This window comes from Pontibacter sp. LHS2, assembly GCF_058932845.1.
On the sequence record NZ_JBZYWG010000001.1, the window covers coordinates 1,925,314 to 1,948,054 of the forward strand.

The 22,741-nt window shown below is 49.5% G+C and carries 19 protein-coding genes; 7 read left to right on the forward strand and 12 right to left on the reverse strand.

Annotated features, from left to right (window positions below):
- Positions 1-274 precede the first annotated feature (274 nt).
- The gene (locus tag AC5FX6_RS08405; RefSeq protein WP_493596582.1) at positions 275-1,255 is read right to left on the reverse strand and encodes a polyprenyl synthetase family protein; all 981 of its coding nucleotides are present in this window, start codon (positions 1,253-1,255) and stop codon (positions 275-277) included.
- A 178-nt stretch (positions 1,256-1,433) separates the two neighbouring features.
- Between AC5FX6_RS08405 and AC5FX6_RS08410 the strand changes: the two genes are divergently transcribed.
- The 3 genes from AC5FX6_RS08410 to AC5FX6_RS08420 all read left to right on the forward strand — a co-directional run bounded on the left by AC5FX6_RS08410 (position 1,434) and on the right by AC5FX6_RS08420 (position 3,553).
- Positions 1,434-2,291 (forward strand): alpha/beta hydrolase family protein, encoded by an 858-nt coding sequence (locus AC5FX6_RS08410; RefSeq protein ID WP_493596583.1) that lies wholly within the window; start codon positions 1,434-1,436, stop codon positions 2,289-2,291.
- Positions 2,284-2,778 carry a 2-amino-4-hydroxy-6-hydroxymethyldihydropteridine diphosphokinase gene (folK, locus tag AC5FX6_RS08415; protein ID WP_493596584.1) on the forward strand — a complete coding sequence of 165 codons (495 nt, stop codon included), beginning with the start codon at positions 2,284-2,286 and terminating at the stop codon, positions 2,776-2,778. Before AC5FX6_RS08410 ends, folK begins: the two co-directional genes overlap by 8 nt.
- Before the next feature lie 154 nt (positions 2,779-2,932).
- A complete protein-coding gene (locus AC5FX6_RS08420; protein WP_493596585.1) occupies positions 2,933-3,553 on the forward strand; it encodes a hypothetical protein in 621 nt (206 codons plus the stop codon).
- Between the two features lie 81 nt (positions 3,554-3,634).
- Here AC5FX6_RS08420 and fabD read toward each other — a convergent pair whose 3' ends face one another.
- The 3 genes from fabD to AC5FX6_RS08435 form a co-directional block, all read right to left on the reverse strand.
- Positions 3,635-4,516, reverse strand: a complete 882-nt coding sequence (gene fabD / locus AC5FX6_RS08425) for an ACP S-malonyltransferase (protein WP_493596586.1) — start codon at positions 4,514-4,516, stop codon at positions 3,635-3,637.
- Positions 4,517-4,764: 248 nt separating this feature from the next.
- Positions 4,765-5,193: a thiol-disulfide oxidoreductase DCC family protein gene (locus tag AC5FX6_RS08430; protein ID WP_493596587.1), complete on the reverse strand. Its 429-nt coding sequence runs from the start codon at positions 5,191-5,193 to the stop codon at positions 4,765-4,767.
- The gene (locus tag AC5FX6_RS08435; RefSeq protein WP_493596588.1) at positions 5,193-7,955 is read right to left on the reverse strand and encodes a T9SS type B sorting domain-containing protein; all 2,763 of its coding nucleotides are present in this window, start codon (positions 7,953-7,955) and stop codon (positions 5,193-5,195) included. Before AC5FX6_RS08435 ends, AC5FX6_RS08430 begins: the two co-directional genes overlap by 1 nt.
- Positions 7,956-8,184: 229 nt before the next feature.
- Here AC5FX6_RS08435 and AC5FX6_RS08440 point away from each other — a divergent pair, with 229 nt between their 5' ends.
- The 4 genes from AC5FX6_RS08440 to AC5FX6_RS08455 all read left to right on the forward strand — a co-directional run bounded on the left by AC5FX6_RS08440 (position 8,185) and on the right by AC5FX6_RS08455 (position 12,369).
- Positions 8,185-8,874 carry a succinate dehydrogenase cytochrome b subunit gene (locus AC5FX6_RS08440; RefSeq protein ID WP_493596589.1) on the forward strand — a complete coding sequence of 230 codons (690 nt, stop codon included), beginning with the start codon at positions 8,185-8,187 and terminating at the stop codon, positions 8,872-8,874.
- Positions 8,875-8,895: 21 nt separating this feature from the next.
- Positions 8,896-10,830, forward strand: coding sequence for a fumarate reductase/succinate dehydrogenase flavoprotein subunit (locus AC5FX6_RS08445; protein WP_493596590.1), 1,935 nt, complete (start codon positions 8,896-8,898; stop codon positions 10,828-10,830).
- A 112-nt stretch (positions 10,831-10,942) separates the two neighbouring features.
- Positions 10,943-11,695, forward strand: coding sequence for a succinate dehydrogenase/fumarate reductase iron-sulfur subunit (locus tag AC5FX6_RS08450; protein WP_493596591.1), 753 nt, complete (start codon positions 10,943-10,945; stop codon positions 11,693-11,695).
- 149 nt (positions 11,696-11,844) lie between these two features.
- A complete protein-coding gene (locus AC5FX6_RS08455; RefSeq protein ID WP_493596592.1) occupies positions 11,845-12,369 on the forward strand; it encodes an NADPH-dependent FMN reductase in 525 nt (174 codons plus the stop codon).
- A gap of 373 nt (positions 12,370-12,742) precedes the next feature.
- On the opposite strand, the gene ftsZ is transcribed toward AC5FX6_RS08455, so the two are convergent.
- The 8 genes from ftsZ to mraY are packed head-to-tail and all read right to left on the reverse strand — an operon-like array spanning position 12,743 to position 22,727.
- Entirely contained in the window at positions 12,743-14,356 is a 1,614-nt protein-coding gene (ftsZ, locus tag AC5FX6_RS08460) for a cell division protein FtsZ (protein ID WP_493596593.1), read from the reverse strand.
- A gap of 46 nt (positions 14,357-14,402) precedes the next feature.
- A complete protein-coding gene (gene ftsA, locus AC5FX6_RS08465) occupies positions 14,403-15,698 on the reverse strand; it encodes a cell division protein FtsA (protein WP_493596594.1) in 1,296 nt (431 codons plus the stop codon).
- A gap of 12 nt (positions 15,699-15,710) precedes the next feature.
- Positions 15,711-16,424, reverse strand: coding sequence for a cell division protein FtsQ/DivIB (locus AC5FX6_RS08470; RefSeq protein ID WP_493596595.1), 714 nt, complete (start codon positions 16,422-16,424; stop codon positions 15,711-15,713).
- Positions 16,425-16,473: 49 nt separating this feature from the next.
- On the reverse strand, positions 16,474-17,868 hold the full coding sequence (gene murC, locus AC5FX6_RS08475; RefSeq protein ID WP_493596596.1) for a UDP-N-acetylmuramate--L-alanine ligase: 1,395 nt from the start codon (positions 17,866-17,868) through the stop codon (positions 16,474-16,476).
- Positions 17,865-18,977, reverse strand: a complete 1,113-nt coding sequence (gene murG / locus AC5FX6_RS08480; protein WP_493596597.1) for an undecaprenyldiphospho-muramoylpentapeptide beta-N-acetylglucosaminyltransferase — start codon at positions 18,975-18,977, stop codon at positions 17,865-17,867. The genes murC and murG overlap by 4 nt, the downstream gene beginning before the upstream one ends.
- Positions 18,970-20,118 carry an FtsW/RodA/SpoVE family cell cycle protein gene (locus tag AC5FX6_RS08485; protein ID WP_493596598.1) on the reverse strand — a complete coding sequence of 383 codons (1,149 nt, stop codon included), beginning with the start codon at positions 20,116-20,118 and terminating at the stop codon, positions 18,970-18,972. The genes murG and AC5FX6_RS08485 overlap by 8 nt, the downstream gene beginning before the upstream one ends.
- Positions 20,119-20,144: 26 nt before the next feature.
- On the reverse strand, positions 20,145-21,488 hold the full coding sequence (gene murD, locus AC5FX6_RS08490; protein ID WP_493596599.1) for a UDP-N-acetylmuramoyl-L-alanine--D-glutamate ligase: 1,344 nt from the start codon (positions 21,486-21,488) through the stop codon (positions 20,145-20,147).
- An 18-nt stretch (positions 21,489-21,506) separates the two neighbouring features.
- A complete protein-coding gene (gene mraY / locus AC5FX6_RS08495; RefSeq protein ID WP_007652469.1) occupies positions 21,507-22,727 on the reverse strand; it encodes a phospho-N-acetylmuramoyl-pentapeptide-transferase in 1,221 nt (406 codons plus the stop codon).
- Between the last annotated feature and the right edge of the window lie 14 nt (positions 22,728-22,741).

Sequence of the window (22,741 nt, forward strand, 5' to 3'; positions counted from 1 at the left end):
AAACAAGTTTAGGTATAGCGGGAATAAGTGTCTGCTTCCTGTCTGTCGTCTCGACAGACAGGAGAGATCTGGATTATTGTAACATAGTCAAGCTTTCAGAATTCTCAGAGCTACGCTCGCCCCCTTCGAATCATGTCTCGGGCATGTTCGAAATGACACGGGAGTTCTGAAGCAGGCCTGCCTCTGACGTTCAGGTATAGCGCATACTCTAGATGCCCGCGTGAGTTGCGCGAACCACGAGGTCAAAAAACAATTTAACTACCAACAATTTAAATTATTTCTCCCTCTCGATGGTATAGGCGATCAATTGCTCCAATGAAGTGCGGGATGGGGAGGCTGGGAAGGTATGGAGAATGGCGAGCGCCTCAGCATGATATTGATTCATGGCCTCAATGGTATACTGTATACCGCCGGAGGACTTCACGTAGTCAATCACGTGCTGCACACGCTTGTTGTCGCCGTTGTTGTTCTTCACATTGTAGATCACACGGCGGCGGGTCATCCAGTCGGCTTCGCGCAGGGCGTGGATCAGCGGCAGGGTCATCTTCTTTTCCTTGATGTCTATACCTACCGGCTTGCCGATCTCAGCGGTACCGTAGTCGAACAGGTCGTCTTTGATCTGGAAGGCGATGCCTACCTTCTCTCCGAACAAACGGGCTTTTTCGATGTCTTCTTTCGAAGCGCCAGCCGAGGCAGCACCTACTGCACAGCAAGAGGCAATCAGCGATGCCGTTTTCTGACGAATGATATCGAAATAAACACTCTCGTCAATGTCCAGGCGGCGGGCTTTTTCGATCTGCAACAGCTCCCCTTCGCTCATCTCTTTAACAGCATTCGATACGATCTTGAGCAATTCGTAATCGTCGTTTTGCAGCGAGAGCAGCAGGCCTTTGGAGAGCAGGTAATCACCCACCAACACGGCAATTTTATTTTTCCAGAGGGCATTTACGGAGAAGAAACCACGGCGGTAGTTGGCGTCGTCCACCACGTCGTCGTGCACGAGTGTGGCGGTGTGCAAGAGCTCGATCAGGGCGGCACCGCGGTAAGTGGCATCCCCGATGGCGTCGCCACGGAAAAGCTTGGCCATGAAGAACACGAACATAGGCCGCATCTGCTTGCCTTTGCGCTTTACGATGTAGCTCATGATCTTGTCGAGCAGCAGTACTTTGGACTTCATCGAAGTCCTGAACTTTTTCTCGAACAGCTCCATCTCCTGGGCAATGGGCGCTTGTATTTCCTTTAGGCTAATGCTCATGTGATATTCCGCAATATTACTAGGTGTGGGGGTCGTTTCCAAACAACTATAGCAAATCAGCGTTTAAATAATCTAAGATAAGCTCAGCGGTATACCTTAGCAACAGCACAGCCCTGTGCTGGTTTGCCGCTCGCTTAAAATAACTATATTGCCTTCTGATAACACAGCGCATCTCACCATGGCAGACACACTCAAAGTAGACTTCGTGGTATACCCGGAGCACGAGCGCCCTTTCACCGCCGACGCCACCTACCCACAGGACGGCTATAAAAAGCCCGTCGTCATCTATACCCACGGTTTCAAAGGCTTCAAAGACTGGGGACACTTCAATCTACTGGCAAACTACTTTGCAGGGCAAGGATTTGTCTTCATCAAGTTCAACTTCTCGCACAACGGCACCAGTATCGACAACGACTCCGATCTGCACGACATGGAGGCCTTTGGACGAAATAACTTCAGCATAGAGCTGGAGGACCTGAAGTCGCTCATTGATTTGGTGCATGACGAAAAAGGACCGTTGCCCCAGCATGAATTAGATCTGAAACGCATCTATCTGATCGGTCACAGCCGAGGAGGCGGATCTGTAATACTCAAAGCTGCTGAAGATTCCCGCGTGCGGGCCCTGGCCACCTGGGCCGCCGTGAATAATTTTGACCAGCGCTGGGACGAACTGGAGCAGGAATCCTGGAAAAAGGAAGGCGTGCAGTGGGTTTCTAATGCCCGTACAGGTCAGCGTATGCCACTTTATTACCAAATCGTGGAAGACTACCTGGCTAATGTGGAGCGACTGGAAATTCCGAAGGTAATTCAAAAAATGCAGCAACCCTTGCTGATTCTGCATGGTGAGGATGACGAAACCCTGCCTGTGCAAATGGCTCACGACCTCCATACTTGGAAACCAGACGCTGAGCTGCACTTGCTGCCCGGCGCCGATCACTCCTTTGGCGGACAGCACCCCTACGAACAAGAAATGTTGCCCACAGCAGCTAAAGCCGCTGCTGACCTGAGCATCGCTTTTTTTAACAAACATGCCTAAGCTATACCTGCTACTGGGCGGTAACCTCGGTGACCGCCCGCTATACCTATCCCAAGCCCGCCAGCAGATTGCTGCACAAGTCGGCCCAATTATTCAAAGCTCCTCACTCTACGAGACAGCTGCCTGGGGCAAAACAGACCAACCCGCTTTCCTCAACCAGGTGCTGGAGGTGCAGACCGAGTTTAGCCCGGAGCAAGTACTGCAAGGCATACACCGGATCGAGCAGGAACTGGGCCGCATCCGTCACGAGCACTGGGGAGCACGCGTCATCGACATCGACATTCTCTTCTATGACGACCAGGTATTGCAGACGCAACGCCTGACGATCCCCCATCCGCAGTTACATTTGCGTCGTTTTACACTTTTGCCTTTAAGTGAGATTGCCCCAGATCTGCTGCATCCAGTGCTGAATAAACACATCGTACAACTCCTTCAAAGTTGTCCTGATAAACTCCCAGTTCACTTGTTTGTTTCTACTACAAACTGAGGGACTGTTAGCAAACTGCAGTTTTTCTGAAAATGCCTTACTTTATAGCGAAGCTCAGCTAATGAAGTAAAATTTTGCTTATATTGTGGATTAACTATACTTAAAAAGTAGACGTGAATCGGTGCTTCAGTTCTGCGCCTCTTCTGAATAGCATATGAACGACCTGCTCGCCATCATCACAAACGAAAAGAGAAGCCTTTTGCGGGGCTTTCTGATTGTGTTCATACTGGTGTTACCTTTTACTTTTGTGCCTTCTCTATTCACGCAGCGCTTGTCGGTTGAAACATTTAGCCAGCAGCTATCAACAAAGGCCTTGATCGCAGCCCTGATTGCCGCCGGAATCATTGTCCTGCTACTGCTTAACAACTATGAAAAACTGTTGCAGAAGAAGCGTTTGTATGATTTTCCCGCATTCTCATCACTGCAGTTCAATGGGGCAGTTGAAGGATACAATGCTATTGTAAGAGAGATCTCTACATACCTGTTCGGCAAAGTCGGCAATTATTTTTTTAGGGTGAACATCATCAACCCGAAACAACCTAATATACTGATCGAGCTCTCACCGCTCATTTATGTAGGGCAAAACCAGGAGTTGCTCGACAGACTCATGGAAGACCTTCAATTGAAGGAGAATCTATACCTGTCACGCATGATTATCCTTCCGGAAGAGCACCTGTTACAGGATGATATTATTAAAAATGAGCTCCTGAAACTGTCAGACGAGTTAAGCAGGATGGGGGTAACGCCGATGGCTGTGGAAGAAAACGGTCTTTGAACCCTGCCTAAGGTAAATAAAGAAAACAAAAAGACCATTACAGCTGAAGCCGCAATGGTCTTTTTCAATTTACTTGAAGTATTATTCTACAGAGCTCACCTCTGCCGTGCGTTCGATCTTTTTTACAAGTCCCTGCAATACCTTGCCTGGGCCACACTCCACAAAATGCGTAGCACCATCAGCTACCATTTGCTGCACCGATTGCGTCCAGCGCACTGGGGCGGTCAGCTGGCTTATCAGGTTTTGCTTGATCTCTTCCGGATCAGTATGTGGCATGGCGTCCACGTTTTGGTAGATCGGGCAAATACCTTGGCTGAACGTCGTTTCGTTAATGGCTTTGGCCAGTTCCACTTCGGCAGGCTTCATCAGCGGCGAGTGAAACGCGCCGCCCACCGGCAGCGGCAACGCACGTTTGGCACCGGCTTCTTTCATTTTCTCACAGGCGATCTCAATTCCTCTGTTAGAACCTGAGATCACTAGCTGACCCGGGCAGTTATAATTGGCGGCTACGACCACTTCGCCTTCCACAGAAGCACACACCTCCTCAACTTTCGCATCATCCAGACCAAGTATAGCGGCCATGGTAGATGGGTTGGCCTCACAGGCAGCCTGCATGGCCATCGCTCTTTTGTACACTAGTCTCAGACCGTCTTCAAAGCTCAACACCTTGCTGGCAACCAAGGCCGAAAACTCTCCAAGTGAGTGCCCGGCCACCATGTCAGGATTGAAATCCTGGGCAACGGCAGCCTGTGCTACCGAGTGCAGGAAAATAGCTGGCTGCGTTACTCTGGTCTGCTTCAACTCCTCGTCCGTACCACTAAACATGATCGCTGTAATATTGAATCCCAGAATCTCGTTTGCTTTGTCGAACAACTGACGAGCCGTTTCGTGCTGCTCATACAGGTCCTTGCCCATACCCACAAACTGTGAACCCTGTCCCGGGAATACGTATGCCTTTTTCATTCTTTATTATTAATGTTGATTGCCAATGATTGAATTGTTGACGACTAAATTGTCAAAAGCTTAAGTCTGGTTATAAAATGCGCATGTCATATTTGACTTGATTGAGTTTACAGGTATAGGCAACGTTTATCCTCAGCTATACCTGCGCACTTATACCTGTCTCCAAATTATAAAAATTTGCAACACAGCCAATAACCGTTCGGCAAACTAAAGCCCAACAACAATTTAAACAGCAACAATTAAATAATTTAATACGCCACAAACCGGGCCCTTTCTTCGGGGCTGGGTAGCATGCAGGCTTCGTTACGCCCTGCTATGCGGTAGCGGTGTTTCGCGATGAAGCGGTACACAAAATTGCGGAAAGATAAGGGAATAAACCTGAAATAGTAAAGCACAGCCCATGGAAAATTGAGATGACGGGCAATGCGAAGGGCAGCCTCAGACTCAGTATAGAGCTGGCCGTTTTCGAAGAAAAGAATGGAATCAGGCAGCGGATCAGGTACAAGCTGTTGTGGCACGAGCTGCTCCACCAGTCCAGACTGCAGTGCGGCAAAATGCAGGTTCTGCCGCTTATTATACTTCAATGCGATCTGAATGCTGGCCTGGCAAAAGCCGCAGGTGCCATCGTAAAACACGATGGGTAAGCCCTGCAGCCGGTCCAGTTCCTCTGTTGTCATTAGCGTACTATTTCTACCCAGCCTTTGTATTTACTGCGGCTGCGATTTGGATCAATGGATATAAACTCAACCTCGGCTTCGTAATAGTAAACCCCATCTGAAAGGCGCTTACCATCATTATCGGTGCCTGGCCAGTTGATATACGCATCTGAGTTGCTTTCGTATACCTTCACGCCCCACCGGTTGAACACCTTGAAGGTAGTGGAGCGGATGAACGCAGCCCTCGGGTCAGGTCTGAACACATCATTTTTGCCATCAGCGTTTGGCGTAATGATGTTCGGCAACTCGAAGAAGAAGCAGTTGTCCTTGCATTCTTCATTGCTTGGCTCACTCTCCTCCCCTGCCAGACTGGTGGCGGTTACGTAGTAGCATGCCGCAAAAGACTCTAGCCCGGTATGGGTAAAGGTGGTCTCTTTCGTTGTGGCAATAGCGCGGTAGTCCGTCTCACCAGGTCCTCTGAAGTATACAGTATAGAAATCGATCTCGTCCGTGCATCCGTTTCCGATCTGCGGCACCCAGTTGAGCACATTCTGATAAGGCGGTTGCGTAGGATTCGCGAAGAAAGCCTCACAGTTCAGCACATCCAGGGTCAGTTCAGGCGGACAGATCACAAGAGGTATTTCCACGCAGACTTCCTGACTCAGGTTCTGCAAAGGCTCCGGCAATCCGTCTATTTGGTAAGTGCCCTGGGTACGCACAACGTAGCAGTATGTCTGGCCACGTTCCAGCGGTGCGGCGGCAGTACCTCTGTCTACAAAGGTGCCGCTCGTAGCCGATGCCGTCACGCTGCCTACCTGCACGAGTTCACCTCCCACTACCCGGAAGATCTGGTGCTCCAGCACTTCATTGCGCCATGGCACATTATAAGTCCAGTTGAGCGATATGCCCAGTTCATCGCCAGTACTCTGCGACTCAGCAGCCAATCGTACGCTCGAGGCTGATGTCGAGTCTCTTAATATATTCGGTGTAGGACCACCTGGTGTATTGGTACTGTAGAATTCGAGCTTGTATCGGTAGGCATTTTCCTCGGTATTTAATCCGCTATTCACATAGACAGTATCGCTCAGTCTGCGTGAAGAGAATACCTGCTGATAGGCTCCACCTGGCTCCTGCCCTGTTTTACGGTACAGTCTGTATTCGTAAGGAGGGTTCAGGCGCTCTATACCTGCACCTGGCTGTGTCCAGCGAACAGTGATTTGCCCATTGGTCACATCAGTACGGTCTACTGTTACATTGGTGATATAAGGTATGTCACGCTCCAACACCACGCAGGCCTCCAGCGAAGCGATACTCTGCCCACCAGCCGGTCTTGGGAACTCCGCGTAAATCACATAGCAATACTCTGCTCCTGCAGACAGTCCCTGTCCATTGTTATTATCCAGAAACTCTGTTGCTTCTTTGCCTACTTCGCCTATCAATACATAGCCTGTACTGGCCGGAACACCGGTCTCGCAAGGTCCCGGTCGCCAACCCGAAGGCCCTTCACGCCTGTAAATGCGAATGGTAGAGGCGTTCTGACAAATGTAGCTATCCCAGGTCAGGCGCACAGAACGATCCTCACCGGTTGCCAGTAAGTTTTGAGGCGGCGGCCCTATGACAGTGATGCGATAAGGCTGCAAGTCGGCCAGCTGCCTCGAAGGCGGCGGCGGATTATCCTCTGCTCTGAAGATGATTTGGTAAGGGTTTGCACGTACATCGTTGCAGGAAGTGTTCCATACCAAGCGTCCGGCAGCGCGGCCAGGCTGGTTTACAGTTACATTAAAGGTAGCCGGAGGCAGAATGCCACCTGTACCCGGAGCAGTCAGTGAAATGAGGTGGCCATCAGGGTCAACTGCCGTGATGGTGGTTCGCAGGGTCTCACCCGCCACAATACAAGTATCGCGTGGCACCAGCACCGGCGGACGGTTTCGGGCATCCACCACCAAGATCTGCATATCGCGCACCACTGTACTGATCAGTACAGGGGCAGCACCTGTTACACGCCACTCCTCTACCACAAAGGCAACGTTGTATTCACCCAGACGACAAGGTGCATCCCAGGTCAACTGTCCGGTGATAGGGTCAAGGGTAAAAGTAGAAGGTCCGGTGTTAGTGGAGTTGCGGCAATTGTCTACCAGATTTGGGTCGCGGTAGCCAGGTACGTTGGTGATAGTGCCTGTCTGCTGATTGCGGTGCTGCGGTTGGATCAAGCGGTAAGCCAGGCTGTCGCCGTCGTCGTCAATTGCTCCCGGGTTGTGCACCCAGCGCTCTCCTGCTGTCGCTTCGTCGATAGGCGCCACGGTAAGCACCGGCGTACTGTTCAAGCCACGGAGCGGGTTTATAGAAATCGTTGTTGAAATGGAGAAGGTTAGCTGATCGGTTGGAGCGGCCATGTTCAGGATGCCCCCGTTGCGGTTTTCGCCCACCCACGTTACGGTATAAGTGCCGTTAGCCGGGAAGGTATACTCCCATCTGTATTCGGACCTGTTAACATCCGGCTTCACGATCGTCTTCGAGAATCTTTCCACTGTCACAAAATCACCTGTACCCATCGAAATATTGACAGTGGGGTCATCAGCTGGCGAGCTATCTTTGTTATAGATCACCATGGTGAAAAAGAACTTCCGGGGATTCGGGTTGGGCCCGGTATCCCGGCGAGCAGTGATATCTCCTGCCCGGATATGAGTTGCTTGCGCCTGGTATGCATATCCCAACAACATCAATAATACCAACAGCACAATGCGGCCAGGCAAGCAACAGCTCAAGCGTAAACTATTTGGCATAAGCGTAGAGTTAGGTTTGGCGCTGAACAAAGGTAAAATGAAAACTGAAATTTTACCTTTTTATTATCAACAAACGAAAGAAAAGTGGGTTAATAGTATATGGTTTTCAGTCCTACGCATTGCAATTTAGATTGATTCAAAATACGCTATTTAAATTGTTTTATAGCGGGTCTGCTTGTACCTTTGGGCATTAAAAAGCATTCATTACTTAACCTTCTAACAAATACAGATGAATTGGTTTACTAAAACGTTTTCCAGTACAATCGGCCGCAAGATCATCATGTCTATCACGGGCTTGTTCCTGTGCTCTTTTCTGGTAGTTCACCTGATCGGTAACTTAACGCTATTCAAAGGTGATGACGGCGTGACATTTAACCTGTACTCTCACTTCATGGCGAATAACCCGATTATCCGCACTATGGAAATTGTATTGGTTCTGGGATTTGTGTTTCACATCTACGATGCGCTTGTACTGACGCGCCGCAACAAAGCAGCCCGCCCGGTTGGATACGCAGAGAATCATCCGCAGGAGAACAGTACATGGTCTTCCCGCAACATGGGCCTTTTGGGTACTGTAATTCTGGTATTCCTGATCATACACCTCTGGAATTTCTTTGTTCCAGCTCGTTTCGGTGCCGCTGGCGGCCTGGAGGGTGTTGTGATTGAGAATGTAGACTATGACAACCTCTACCTGAAGGTAGTGCAGTCTTTCCAGATTTGGTGGTATGTGCTGATTTATGTTATTGCCATGATCGCTCTTGCTTATCACCTGATCCACGGTTTTCAGAGTGCCTTCCAGTCACTGGGTCTGACGCACAAAAAGTACACGCCGTTCATTAAGACTTTCGGTGTTGTTTTCTCTGTTCTCGTATGCTTTGGCTTTGCCATCATACCGATCTACTTCTTTTTCGCTGCATAACATTAACTTTCAAAAGTTGCTATGATATTAGATTCAAAAATCCCGGAAGGACCTTTGGCCGAGAAATGGGATAAGCATAAATTCAATGTGAAGCTGGTAAACCCAGCTAACAAACGTAAATATGACATCATTGTAGTAGGTACCGGTCTTGCCGGTGCTTCTGCTGCAGCTACTCTTGGTGAACTGGGCTATAACGTGAAAGCGTTCTGCTTCCAGGATTCTCCACGCCGTGCGCACTCTATCGCTGCGCAGGGTGGTATCAACGCCGCCAAAAACTATCAGAACGACGGTGACTCTATCTTCCGTCTGTTCTATGACACGATCAAAGGTGGTGACTATCGCGCACGTGAGGCGAACGTGTACCGTTTGGCTCAAGTGTCGGTTGACATCATTGACCAGTGCGTGGCGCAAGGTGTTCCTTTCGCGCGTGAGTATGGCGGCTTGCTGGCTAACCGTTCATTCGGTGGCGCGCAGGTATCCCGTACCTTCTACGCCCGTGGCCAAACCGGACAGCAGCTGTTGCTGGGTGCTTACTCTGCCCTGAACCGTCAGGTAGCTTATGGCAAAGTGAAGATGTACCCTCGCACCGAGATGCTGGACCTGGTAATGGTTGATGGCAAAGCCCGCGGTATTGTGGTGCGAAACCTGATCACCGGTAAAATTGAGTCACACAGCGCACATGCGGTGGTACTGGCAACAGGTGGTTACGGTAACGTGTTCTTCCTTTCTACCAATGCGATGGGTTCTAACGCTACGGCGGCCTGGAGAGCACACAAGAAAGGTGCTTTGTTCGCAAACCCTTGCTTCACTCAGATTCACCCAACCTGTATCCCTGTATCCGGTGAGTACCAGTCTAAACTGACACTGATGTCAGAGTCGCTGCGTAACGACGGACGTGTATGGGTACCTAAGACGGTGGAGATCGCTCAGCGCCTGCGCAAAGGTGAGATCACAGTGAACGATATTAAAGAAGAAGACCGCGACTACTATCTGGAGCGTAAGTATCCTGCCTTCGGTAACCTGGTACCACGTGACGTGGCATCGCGTAACGCGAAACTGATGTGCGACGAAGGTCGTGGTGTGGGAGCTTCAGGCCTGGCGGTATACCTTGACTTTGCTGATGCAATCAGACGCGAGGGCCAACCAGCGATCGCGGCGAAGTATGGCAACCTCTTTGATATGTATGCCAAGATCACGGACGAGAACCCGTACGAGCGGCCGATGCGTATCTACCCAGCGGTACACTACACGATGGGTGGCCTTTGGGTGGATTATAACCTGATGACTAACATCCCGGGTCTGTATGCTACTGGTGAGTGTAACTTCTCTGACCACGGTGCTAACCGCCTCGGTGCTTCTGCCCTCATGCAGGGTCTGGCTGACGGTTACTTTGTTATACCTTACACTATTGGTGATTACCTGGCGCAAACCCCTTATGATAAGGTAAGCGTTGATCACCCTGCCTTCAAAGAAGCAGAGCAAAACGTAAAAGCGACGACAGACAGACTCCTTTCTATCAAAGGAAACCGCACAGTGGATGATTTCCACAAGGCACTAGGCCTGCTGATGTGGGATTACTGTGGCATGGCCCGTAACGCGGAAGGCTTACAGTTTGCGAAACAAGAGATCCGTAAGCTTCGCGAAGAGTTCTGGCAGAACGTGAAAGTAACTGGCGTGAACGAAGAGTTAAACCAGACACTGGAGAAAGCACACCGTGTAGCTGACTTCCTGGAATTGGGCGAGCTGATGGTAGACGACGCATTGAACAGAAATGAATCATGCGGCGGTCACTTCCGTGAAGAGTACCAGACACCAGAGAACGAAGCCTTGCGTGATGACGAGAACTACGCTTATGTTGCTGCCTGGGAGTTTACAGGTGTTGGCAACGAGCCGATCCTGCACAAGGAAGATCTCAAGTTTGAGAACGTGAAGCTGACGCAGCGTAGCTATAAATAATTGATAATGAATAATTATGAATGATTAATGAACACCAACTCATTCGTAATTCATAATTCTTAATTCGTAATTAAAAAAAGAAATGGCTGGAAGTAATCCAAATGCTAATCCAATGGATCTCACATTGAAGATTTGGCGCCAAAAAGATAGAAATACTGCAGGTCAGCTGGTAACATATCCATTGAAAAACATATCCCCGGATATGTCTTTCCTGGAAATGCTGGACGTACTCAACGAAGACTTGCTGGTAAGAGGCGAAGAGCCTGTTGCCTTTGACCACGACTGCCGCGAAGGTATATGCGGTATGTGTAGCTTGTTCATCAACGGTCGTGCTCACGGTCCGGAGCGTGGCACTACTACCTGCCAGCTGCACATGCGTCACTTTAACCACGGCGACACCATCACCATCGAGCCTTGGAGAGCAGCTGCTTTCCCGGTACACAAAGACCTGATCGTAGACCGTTCAGCTTTTGACCGCATTCAACAGGCTGGTGGCTATGTGTCTGTAAACACAGGTGGTGTACCTGATGCTAACGAGATCGCTATACCTAAAACAATAGCTGACAAGGCATTTGATGCTGCGACTTGTATTGGTTGCGGCGCTTGCGTGGCAGCCTGTAAGAATGCTTCTGCGATGCTATTCGTTAGTGCGAAGGTTTCTCAGCTCGCTATGTTGCCACAGGGTAAGGTAGAAGCGAAGACGCGTGTGGAGAACATGGTAGCGCAGATGGACGTGGAAGGATTCGGTGCCTGCTCTAATACAGGTGCCTGTGCGGCTGAATGCCCGGTAGGTATATCGCTTGACAACATTGCGATGCTGAACCGTGAGTATCTTGGCGCGAAGGCAAGCTCTGAGAACGTTTAGTTAACCTGATTCTAATTAGCTCGAAAGGCGAGACAGGAAACTGTTCTCGCCTTTTGCTTTTATATTCGCACAATTATTCTGGATATCTATACCTACCTTTAAACCGTAGAGCCTAGCGACTGTTTACAGGTAAACACCTACACGACACTATGATCACCATTATAACGGGTACCAACAGACCTTCTTCCAACTCCACTGCAGTCGCCAAACTATACGCGAAACTGCTGGACGAGCATCAGGTAGATAATCAGATCCTGGACCTCGCTGATCTTCCAGCTGACTTTACAACTTCTGCCCTGTATGACAACATTGGCACAAATCAAGTTTTTAATGACCTGAGCGCTATGATCGGGGGTTCAGAGAAGTTTGTATTTATCGTACCGGAATACAACGGCTCATTTCCAGGCGTGCTAAAAGCTTTTATTGATGGGCTCTCTTACCCTAATACCTTTCGTAACAAGAAAGCAGCGCTTGTAGGTCTTTCCTCTGGAGTGCAGGGAAGCGGTCTGGCCATGAGTCACCTCACCGACATCTTCAACTATTTAGGCATGCACGTGCTGGCTCTAAAGCCTCGCCTGGCCCAGATCGAGAAAAATTTTGATGGCACCGCTATTACCAACGAATTATACCTGGAGTTACTGAATCAACAAATCGATCAGTTTATTCATTTCTAAAATAGCGTATACCTGCTAAACATCTGATAATGCGCTACCACCTTTCACTTGCAATGCTGGTCAATCTGGTGATCTTATTTTGCTTACCAACAAGGTATGGACAGGCAAGGACAAGGCCCCAATCTTATTCATCTTTGCATACCTCCTACTTATAGTAGTTGCTAACACAGTAGCATTGGCTCTACTCAAGGGCATCCTACTGCCTGCAGCTTTCATTGATAAGCTGAGAAACTCTTATCTAACCTACAGATACCTGCAGTCTTGGCTTATGGCCTACGCTGAAATAATAGGGCTATAGATAGCTATAGGATGAAAGCAAAAGAGCCCACTATAACAGTGGGCTCTTTACATTATTAGAAAACAGGATTACTTATTAGTCCACATTATCATGCAGGAAGCGGTTGTCGCCTAGTATCTCGTTGTCATCGTTCAGATTGAAACGGGATATGTTGCGCTCAGAAGAATGTGCAACTGAATCAAGAGCTACATTGCGGCGCAGGTAAGCAGGTACGTCCAGCTTTTCCTTCATCGCTTCACTTGTTGTCATATCAGCGCTCAACATCTTCAGGCGCTCACGGCGCTCATTTGCTCTTTGCTTCATCAGCTCGCGCTCAGCTTCCAGACGCTTTGCTTCACGTGTGGCGTAGTCTTCTTGCGGCTGTGCACCGTTGCTATACTCTTGTGTAGTAGAACCCTCCAGGTTAAACACACGGCGCTGTGGCTGCTGCTGTACTGGCTGCTGTGGCTGAGGAGCCTGCGGCTGCTGATACTGCTGTTGTTGCGGCGCTTGCGGTTGAACTGGCTGTTGCGGCTGCTCTACTACCGGGCGACGAATTTCGAACTGCTGCTGCACAGGCTGTTGCTGAGGCTGCGGCGCCACAACAGGCGCTACCACCGGCTCAGGCACAAAGTTCACCATTTTAGGCTGCTCTGGCTTAGCAGGCTCTGCTACTTCAATTTTTTTTTGGCTCTCGAGGTCAAATACCGTCTTTTTTGGCTCAATGATCGCCTCAGCACTGCTAGCAAAGCCAGTAGCGATTACCGTCACGCGGATGCTCTGACCCAATGAAGAGTCGATACCGTGGCCAAAGATAACTTCAGCTTCCTGACCGGCTTTGTCCTGGATATATTCTGTGATCTCAGTCAGTTCGTCCATTTCCAATTCTGCCTGGTCACCAGACATGATGGAAAGGAGAATTTTCTGAGCACCGTGGATATCGGTGTTGTTAAGAAGCGGTGAAGAAAGCGCTTCTTCAGCGGCACGAAGGGCACGCCCCTCACCTTCTGTCGTTGCAGAACCCATCACTGCAGCTCCAGAATCTTTCATAACCGTTTTCACGTCTTCAAAGTCAACGTTGATCTCGGCTGTTACAGTAATGATTTCAGCAATAGATTTAGCGGCTGTAGTTAGCACGTTGTCTGCCTTAGCGAAAGCCTCACGGATAGCCAGGTTACCAAACATTTCGCGCAGCTTGTCATTCAGGATCACAAGGATGGTGTCGCAGTTCTCGCTAAGCTCTTTGATACCATTCTCAGCAGCGGCTTTTTTCTTTCTGCCTTCAAAGGCAAACGGAGCCGTTACAATACCAACTGTTAGGATACCCAACTCTTTAGCGACTTTAGCAATAACTGGCGCAGCACCAGTACCAGTACCGCCACCCATACCAGCTGTGATAAACACCATTTTGGTATCGTTGCTGAGTAGCTCACGTATCTCCTCCTTGCTTTCAAGGGCGGCATGCTTTCCTTTCTCAGGGTTGGCGCCAGCACCCAGACCTTCGGTCAGGTTCAGTCCAATCTGAAGTCTGTTGGGTACGCTGCTGCTCTTCAAGGCTTGCATATCCGTGTTGCAAATCACGAATTCTACATCCTTGATACCTTGGCCGTACATGAAGTTTACCGCGTTGCTGCCTCCGCCTCCGACGCCAATCACCTTAATGATGGACTTACCGCTTGACGGCAGGTCAAAACTGTACATTGATGTCATGCTAAAATCTCCTGCTATTATGAGTTTCTAATAATTATGCTTCTAACTAATCGATATCGTCCGACAGAAGACCTTTGATTCTGTCAAGCAATCCTTTGCCGCTGCTTTCTTTGCTGGCGGACTTTGTTGTTACTACTCTATTGTATTCTTCGTGTTGCTGTACTTCCACATGCTTCTCAGCACGCTGGTCAAGCGACTGGTATCCCGCCAGCACCAAGCCTACGCCTGTTGCGTGCATCGGGCTCTTCACAGCATCGATCTTCGACTTGCCCAGGTGCTCATTCGGATAGCCAATGCGGGTATCCATGCCGGTGATGTACTCTACCAGTTGCACCAGGTTCTGAAGCTGAGCACCTCCGCCTGTGATCACGATACCGGCCGCCAGGCTGTTGCTATACCCTGAACGAACAATCTCTGAGTAGATCAGTTCCACAATCTCCTCCATTCTCGCCTCAATAATGTAGGCGAGGTTTTTCAGAGATATCTCTTTAGGCGTACGGTCGCGCAAGCCCGGGATCGACACGATCTCGTTTTCTGATGCCTCGTCCGCAATCGCCTTTCCAAACTTCACTTTCAGCTGTTCCGCTTGGTTCTGCATCACCATACAACCCTGCTTGATGTCAGACGTGATGATGTTACCCCCGAAAGGTAGAACTGCCGTGTGGCGAATAATATTGTCTTTGAAAATGGCAAGGTCCGTCGTACCACCACCGATGTCAACAAGAGCTACTCCGGCCTCTTTCTCTTCGTCACTCAGTACTGACATGCTGGAAGCAAGCGGCTCCAGAATCAGATTGTCGATTTCCAGTCCGGCACGGGCTATACATTTGTTGATGTTACTGATCGCATTAGACTGCGCCGTGATGATATGGAAGTTACCTTCCAAACGAACGCCCGACATACCTACCGGATCAGTAATACCTTCTTCGTAGTCCACTTTGTACTCCTGCGGCATCACATGGATGATCTCGCTGCCTGGAGGCGTCACCAGACGGTACATGTCATTTGTAAGGCGGTTCACGTCCTCCACCGTAATCTCATCATCCGTCATCTGGCGGGTGATGCTACCATTGTGCTGCAGGCTCTTGATGTGCTGCCCGGCTATACCCACATTGACCACCTTGATGTTGATGCTCGCCTGATCTTCGGCCTGCTGAACGGCTTTCCTGATCGCTTCTACGGTTTTGTCGATATTGCTGACAATACCGCGTACCACCCCTTCTGAAATGGCTTTACCCATCCCAAGAATTTCCAGCTTTCCATACTCATTCTTCCGACCAACAAGTGCGCAAACTTTGGTTGTGCCGATGTCCAAGCCTACTACAATTTTGTCGTTCTGCATATGCTGTATATGTTATTCACAAATTATCTGATCTTCGTACTCCACATTGACTCTCTTATATTTATCCCAGCCCATCACAGGCAGTACTTCTTTATAAAAGACCATCAACTTACTAAATTTCGCATCCATGTCATTTGGCTTCCCAAACTCAATGGTATGTTCCCCTACCTGTGGCAGAAAAGAAACTTTGCCCTTTTCATCGATATGCATCTGGGCTAATTGGGCTTTCCAAAACTGATCGGTTTCAATAAAACGCAGTAAGGAAAGATAGGCCTGGCCTGTAGAGTCCTGAAAGAAATCCCTGCCGAACGGTCTGCCGGATTGGGTCTTCGTAATGGGTATTACACGAGCGGTGTATCGGTCGGACAGGGGCAGCATATTACCCTCTGCGTCGATGTAGACATCTTGATCTGGTCGTATAATTCTAGCTATAGGCCTATTCTGTTTAATGCTTACTTTGATATTACCGTCCAACCCTTTGAACACTTCCGCTTCTTTCACAAAACTATGTGCCTCGATGCGTTTCTCTAGGTTTTTCAGATCGATCTGCTGATTCGGCAGACCTTCCAGTTTTCGTTCACCTTCACGGGTCAAGAGGTCTCTTACTTCCTCTTCCCCAATAAAGTAATTGTTGTACTCATTATCAATATTTATTGACACTTTCTCACACTTTTTTTCATTTTGGCGAGAAGAAGCAAATCCTGCAAGAGCGGCGATCGTAATCACGCTACAACATGCAAAAATTAAAGATTTTATTTTACTATTCAAGCCCATTTCAGTTATTTTCTAAAATATTTTTTATAGGCTTCACTAACGTGTCGATATCACCAGCCCCAACCGTCGCCAATACCTCAAAATCAGCGTTTTCAGCTAAATAAGCCGCCACATCTTCTTTATGCAAAAGTTGTTTTTTAGGGCCGTTCACTAAGCCTAAAATCATCTCTGATGTTACGCCCTCAATTGGCTTTTCCCGTGCTGGGTATATATCCAGCAGAATCAACTCGTCAGCAGCACTTAAACTTTGTGCAAATTCGGTTGCAAAGTCGCGGGTGCGGCTGAAAAGATGCGGTTGGAACACAACCGTCAGCTTTTTGTCCGGGTATATAGCACGCAAAGACGTCATAAATGCATCAATCTCTTTCGGGTGATGCGCATAGTCGTCGATGTATACCTTGCCCTGTCCTTCGTACACCACTTCAAAGCGTCGCTTTACACCTCTGTAAGTTGCCAGCGCATCACGCAGTCTGTCTTCTGACACCCCCATGATCTGACCTGCTATTAGTGCAGCCAACGCATTCTCCACATTGTGATATCCGGGCAAAGCCAGCACCAAACGTGCTATGTTACCGAAGGGTGTTTCCGCGTCAAAACAGAAGCTGTATCCCTGTATGTCAAGCTGTTGCACATGTCCTTGCCCTTCGTTCAAGCTGTAGCGAATCACCCGTACACCGTCCTGCACTTTTTCAAGCAGGCGTGCATCAGTGCCGCTATGCAAAATCAGGTAGCCGCCGGGCTTTACCTGACTGATGAACTTCTGAAAGGTCCTGATCAGTTCCTCTTTGTCACCATAAACATCCAAGTGATCGGGATCAGCCGAAGTCACAATGGCAATGTCTGGGTAGAGCGTCAGGAATGAGCGGTCGTACTCGTCGGCTTCCACCACGATCGTTTCTTGCTCAGCCGTTCCTTTCCCGATCAAAAGATTCGAGTTCAGGTTGGTCGCGATACCTCCGAGGAACGCGGAACAATCCACGCCGCCCTCGTGCAGCAAATGCGTTACGATGGATGAAGTAGTGGTTTTACCATGCGTGCCGGCCACAGCCACAGTATAGGCCGAACCGGTAATGATACCCAATACCTCCGAACGCTTCTTGATGGTATAGCCCTGCTCTTTCAAGTAGGCCCACTCGGTGTGCTCGGCAGGTATAGCCGGCGTAAGCACCACCAAAGTCGTCTCCTTGTTATCCAGTATTTCTTTGGGTAACAGGTTTACATCATCTTCATAATGCACCCGGATACCCTCTTGCTCCAGCGCCTCGGTGAGTGGGGTGCGTGTTTTGTCGTAACCCCATACCGGAAGCTTCCGGGCATTGAACCAGCGGGCAATGGCACTCATGCCAATTCCGCCAATGCCAAGGAAATAGATATAGCTATAATCTTCCAGTCTCACTTGATCAACTTTAACAGTTCGTTTACAATGTCGACAGCGGCATTTGGCCGCGCCAGTTTCAGTATGTTCTGCGACAGGCGTTGCTGCTCTGCCTCGTTTCCGGCTAGCTCCAAGGCGGCCGGTATCAGTTTTTGCTGTGCTTCGGCGTCGCGCACCAACAAGGCGGCCTGCTCCTGCACCAGCGACATGGCATTTTTAGTCTGGTGATCTTCGGCCACATTCGGCGAAGGCACCAGTATCGATGGCTTGCCAGCCAGACACAGTTCCGAAATAGAAAGCGCTCCGGCTCTGGATACCACTACATCGGCAGCGGCATAGGCCAGATCCATCTGGCGGATGAAATCGAAGGCCCTTATACCTGCATCGGCATAAGGCTTCTCCAACTCCTGCGCCTGCGGATAAAATACTCTGCCCGTCTGCCAGATCAGTTGATAGCCTGCATCTGCGATCTGCTGCAGCCCTGCAGCTATACTTTGGTTAATGGTTCTGGCGCCTAGGCTTCCGCCTATCACCAATATGGTTTTCTTTTCGGAGGTCAATCCGAAGTGCAATAAAGCCTCTCGACGCTTGCCTTCCAGCTCCATGATGTCCTTCCGAACCGGATTGCCTGTCATTACCAGCTTTTCGGCCGGGAAGAAGGCGTCCATGTTGTGGTAAGCCACACAGATTTTCTGCACCCGTTTTGCCAACAGTTTATTGGTTATACCTGCATAAGAGTTCTGCTCCTGAACAAGGGCCGGAATCTTCTTGGAAGTCGCGGCATACAGAAGCGGACCACTGGCATAGCCTCCTACACCCACTACGGCATCCGGCTTAAAATCACGTATGATCTTGTTCGACATCCGGATACTGGAGATCACTTTCCATGGAAAAGAGAGGTTGTCCAGTGTGAGACGGCGCTGCAGGCCGCTGATCCAGAGACCAACAATCTTATAGCCCGCTTCCGGCACGCGTGTCATTTCCATACGTCCGATCGCTCCCACAAACAGGATTTCCGCATCAGGGTGCACTACCTTGATCTGGTTGGCGATGGCAATGGCCGGGTAAATATGCCCGCCGGTGCCGCCACCGCTGATGATGAAGCGATATGGGCGCTGCTGATTAGGCATTGGCTGTCACTTTTGCGGTTGCACCAAATGTTTCCTCCGCCTTCACGGTACGGCTCACGCTCAGGATGATCCCGATCGAAATGCCGGTAAAAATCAGAGAGGTACCACCCATACTCAGGAGTGGGAGTGGCAGACCTGTAATCGGTCCCAACCCAACGGCTACGCCCATGTTGATCATCCCTTGCAGCACCAAACTAAAACTCAGACCTGCTGCCAGCAGACCACCAAAGGCACCATTACTTTTCGTGACCGTTACCAGTCCTCGATAAAGCAAGGCCAGGTATAGGAACAGCACCAAAGCACCGCCTACCAAACCGTATTCTTCCAGTATAATAGCGTAAATAAAGTCAGAGTATGGGTGCGGCAGAATATCGCGCTGATCGCTGTTGCCTGGCCCTTTGCCTACTACACCGCCAGTCGCAATGGCGATATAGGACTGCTCCAACTGGAACGCGGTTTCGGATTCGTCAAAAAAAGCCTCTACCCTGCTGATGGCCGTACCCAAGCGCTGGCCAGCCGCCAGACCAACTCCGCCCAGCATAGCACCCGCTAATACAAAAACTGCCAATGATTTCATTGGTACACGCCCAATGAACATCAGCAATAGACTTGTCAAAAACAGCAAAACAGCTGTCGAAGTGTTTGTCAAAGCGATCAGTGCACAGATAAAACCTGTCCAGGCGAAGATGGGGATCAGGTTGCGCTTCCAGTCATCAAGGTGGTTTTGCTTCTTAGAAAGCATACTCGCCAGGTATGAAATCAGCGCCAGTTTGGCCAAATCCGAAGGCTGGAAGGTCTGGTTGATCACCGGGATCGTGATCCAGCGGGATGCCTCGTTGATGTTCGAACCAAAGAAGAAGGTATAGAGCAAAAGCGGCACAGACAGGATAAGCGCCACCAATGATAATCGGGAATAATAGCGGTAATCGATCTTGTGCGCCAGCCACATAAAGGCCAGTCCGATGAAGATCAGCGACGAGTGCTTGAAGAGGAAGTACTCGGTGTTACCGTCTTTTTGCTTGTACGCCAAGGTACCGGTAGCCGAATAAACGACTGCCATACTGATAAGCGAGAACATCAGCACGATGCCCCAAAGCACCGCGTCCCCTTTCAGGTTTCGCTGCAACCATTGCTTGATCATATTACCTTTGGCTAAAAATTAAAAACTTACTTTTTCAAAACTATCTTCTCCACGGCCTCCTTGAAGCGCTGTCCCCGATGCTCGTAATTGTTGAACAAATCGAAACTCGCACAGGCCGGCGACAACAACACCACATCGCCCGGTGTCGATAGCAGGCGGCCCATCCGAACGGCATACTCTATCGAGGTCGTTTCCACCACCACTGGCACAATGCGCCCGAAAGCTTCCTTCAGCTTGTCGTTGTCCTTGCCCAGACACACCAGCACTTTCACTTTCTCTTTCGCTAGCTCGGTCAGCACGCTATAGTCGTTGCCTTTGTCCACACCGCCCGCAATCCAGATGATCGGCTGCTTTATACCTTCCAGGGCATAGTACACAGCTTCCACATTGGTTGCTTTCGAGTCGTTGATGTAGGTAACTTCCTTTGAAACTGTGATCACCTGCAAACGGTGATCGGCGTTCTCAAAAGTCTCCAGCCCCTTTTCAATCTGGCTGTCTTCCACGCCCATCAGCTTGGCAACCGCCACAGCGGCCATCGTGTTGTACTGATTGTGCTTGCCGATCAGGGCAGAGCGCGAGGCGTCTATGTCGCCTTCAAAGAATTTAACGTTTACTTTAACATGTGTTCCTTCACATAATATTTTCGCACCTTCCGTTGCTTGGAGCGAGAATGGGACTGTGGTTCCGCCAAAAGACGCAGAATCGAACGCATTACGGATAATATCATCATCGTTGTTGTAGATAAAGTAGTCCGCGCCGCTCATGTTCTGCGCAATGCGCAACTTTGAGGCGGCGTACTTGTTCATGTCATAGCCATACCGGTCTAGGTGGTCTGGCGTAATATTTAACAGTACTCCAATATGTGCTTTGAACTGGTACATGTTGTCAAGCTGAAAGCTGCTCAGCTCCACCACGTAGTACTCGTGTTTGTTGTCAATTACTTTCTCGGCCAAGCTCTCGCCTATGTTACCCGCCAGACCCACATTTATACCTGCGCTCTTCAGCAAGTGGTAAGTGAGCAAGGTCGTCGTGGTCTTGCCGTTGGTGCCCGTGATGCAAATGAACTTCGCATCGGTATACCTGCCGGCAAACTCAATCTCCGATATCACCGGAATTCCCTTTTGCGTCGCTTCCTGAATGATGGCCGCCTTGTCCGGTATACCCGGGCTTTTGATGATTTCGTTGGCTCCAAGTATGCGCTCGAATGTATGGGTGCCTTCTTCGTAAGGTATAGCCGCTGTTGCTAATTTGGCTTTGTATACCTCCTTGATCTGCCCCATGTCAGACACGAACACATCCAGGCCCTTTGCCTGGGCCAGCAAAGCCGCTCCTACACCACTTTCTCCCGCTCCGAGTATTGCTAGTTTCATGGTTCGTTTTCGTTAGGTTTAGCGCAGTTTCAGGGTAGCCAATGTCAAAATCGCCAGCATAATACCTACAATCCAAAAGCGCGAAACGATCTTGGATTCGTGGTAGCCGTTTTTCTGATAATGGTGGTGCAGCGGCGACATTTTGAAAATGCGACGGCCCTCCCCGTATTTCTTTTTAGTATACTTAAAGTAACTCACCTGCAACATCACCGAAAGGTTCTCAATCAGGAAGATGCCGCATAGGATAGGTATAAGCAATTCTTTGCGCACGATCAGGGCCATTACCGCGATGATACCACCAATGGCTAAACTTCCGGTGTCACCCATAAACACTTGGGCCGGATATGAGTTATACCACAGGAAGCCCACACAGGCTCCCACAAAGGCCAGGGCAAATATGGTCAGCTCACCCGAGTTAGGAATGAACATGATATCGAGATAGTCCGCGAAAATGGTGTTACCCGAAACCCATGCAAAGATCGCCAGTGTCAGACCAATGATAGCTGAAGTACCAGCTGCCAGACCGTCGATACCGTCGGTGATGTTGGCGCCATTGGATACGGCCGTGATCACCAGAATCACAAATGGAATGTACAGGTAGCATGACCAGTCTGCGAAAAGCGGACCCGCGAAAGAGAATAGATTGCAGTAATCGAGCTCGTTATTTTTGCGGAAAGGAATGGTTGTAATCATGGACTTGATGTCTACCCATTTGCTCGTGGCGTTCACGGCAGAGGTAGAGCCATCGGTGAAAATGTACTGTCTTACGACAACATCGTCACTAAAGTATAGGGTCAAACCCACAATAATTCCTAAGCCAATCTGACCCAGTACCTTAAATTTTCCGGCTAGACCCTCTTTGTTCTTTTTGAACACTTTGATGTAGTCATCCAGAAAGCCGATCAAGCCCAGCCAGATCGTCGAAACGATCATCAGGAGCACATAAATATTGTCCAGACGGGCAAACAGTAGCGTCGGCACCAGGATGGCTAGAAGGATGATCAGACCACCCATAGTCGGGGTGCCTTTCTTTTCCATCTGGCCTTCCAAACCAAGGTCGCGAATGCTTTCGCCTACTTGTTTGCGCTGTAGTATTTTAATCAGTCGTCCGCCAAACATCATCGCAATTAACAATGACGTTAACGTTGCCATACCCGCCCTGAACGAGATGTACTGGAATACACCCGCCCCTAATAGGTCGTACTCACGGTCAAGGTATGTAAAGAGGTGGTAAAGCATTTATTCAGTAATCG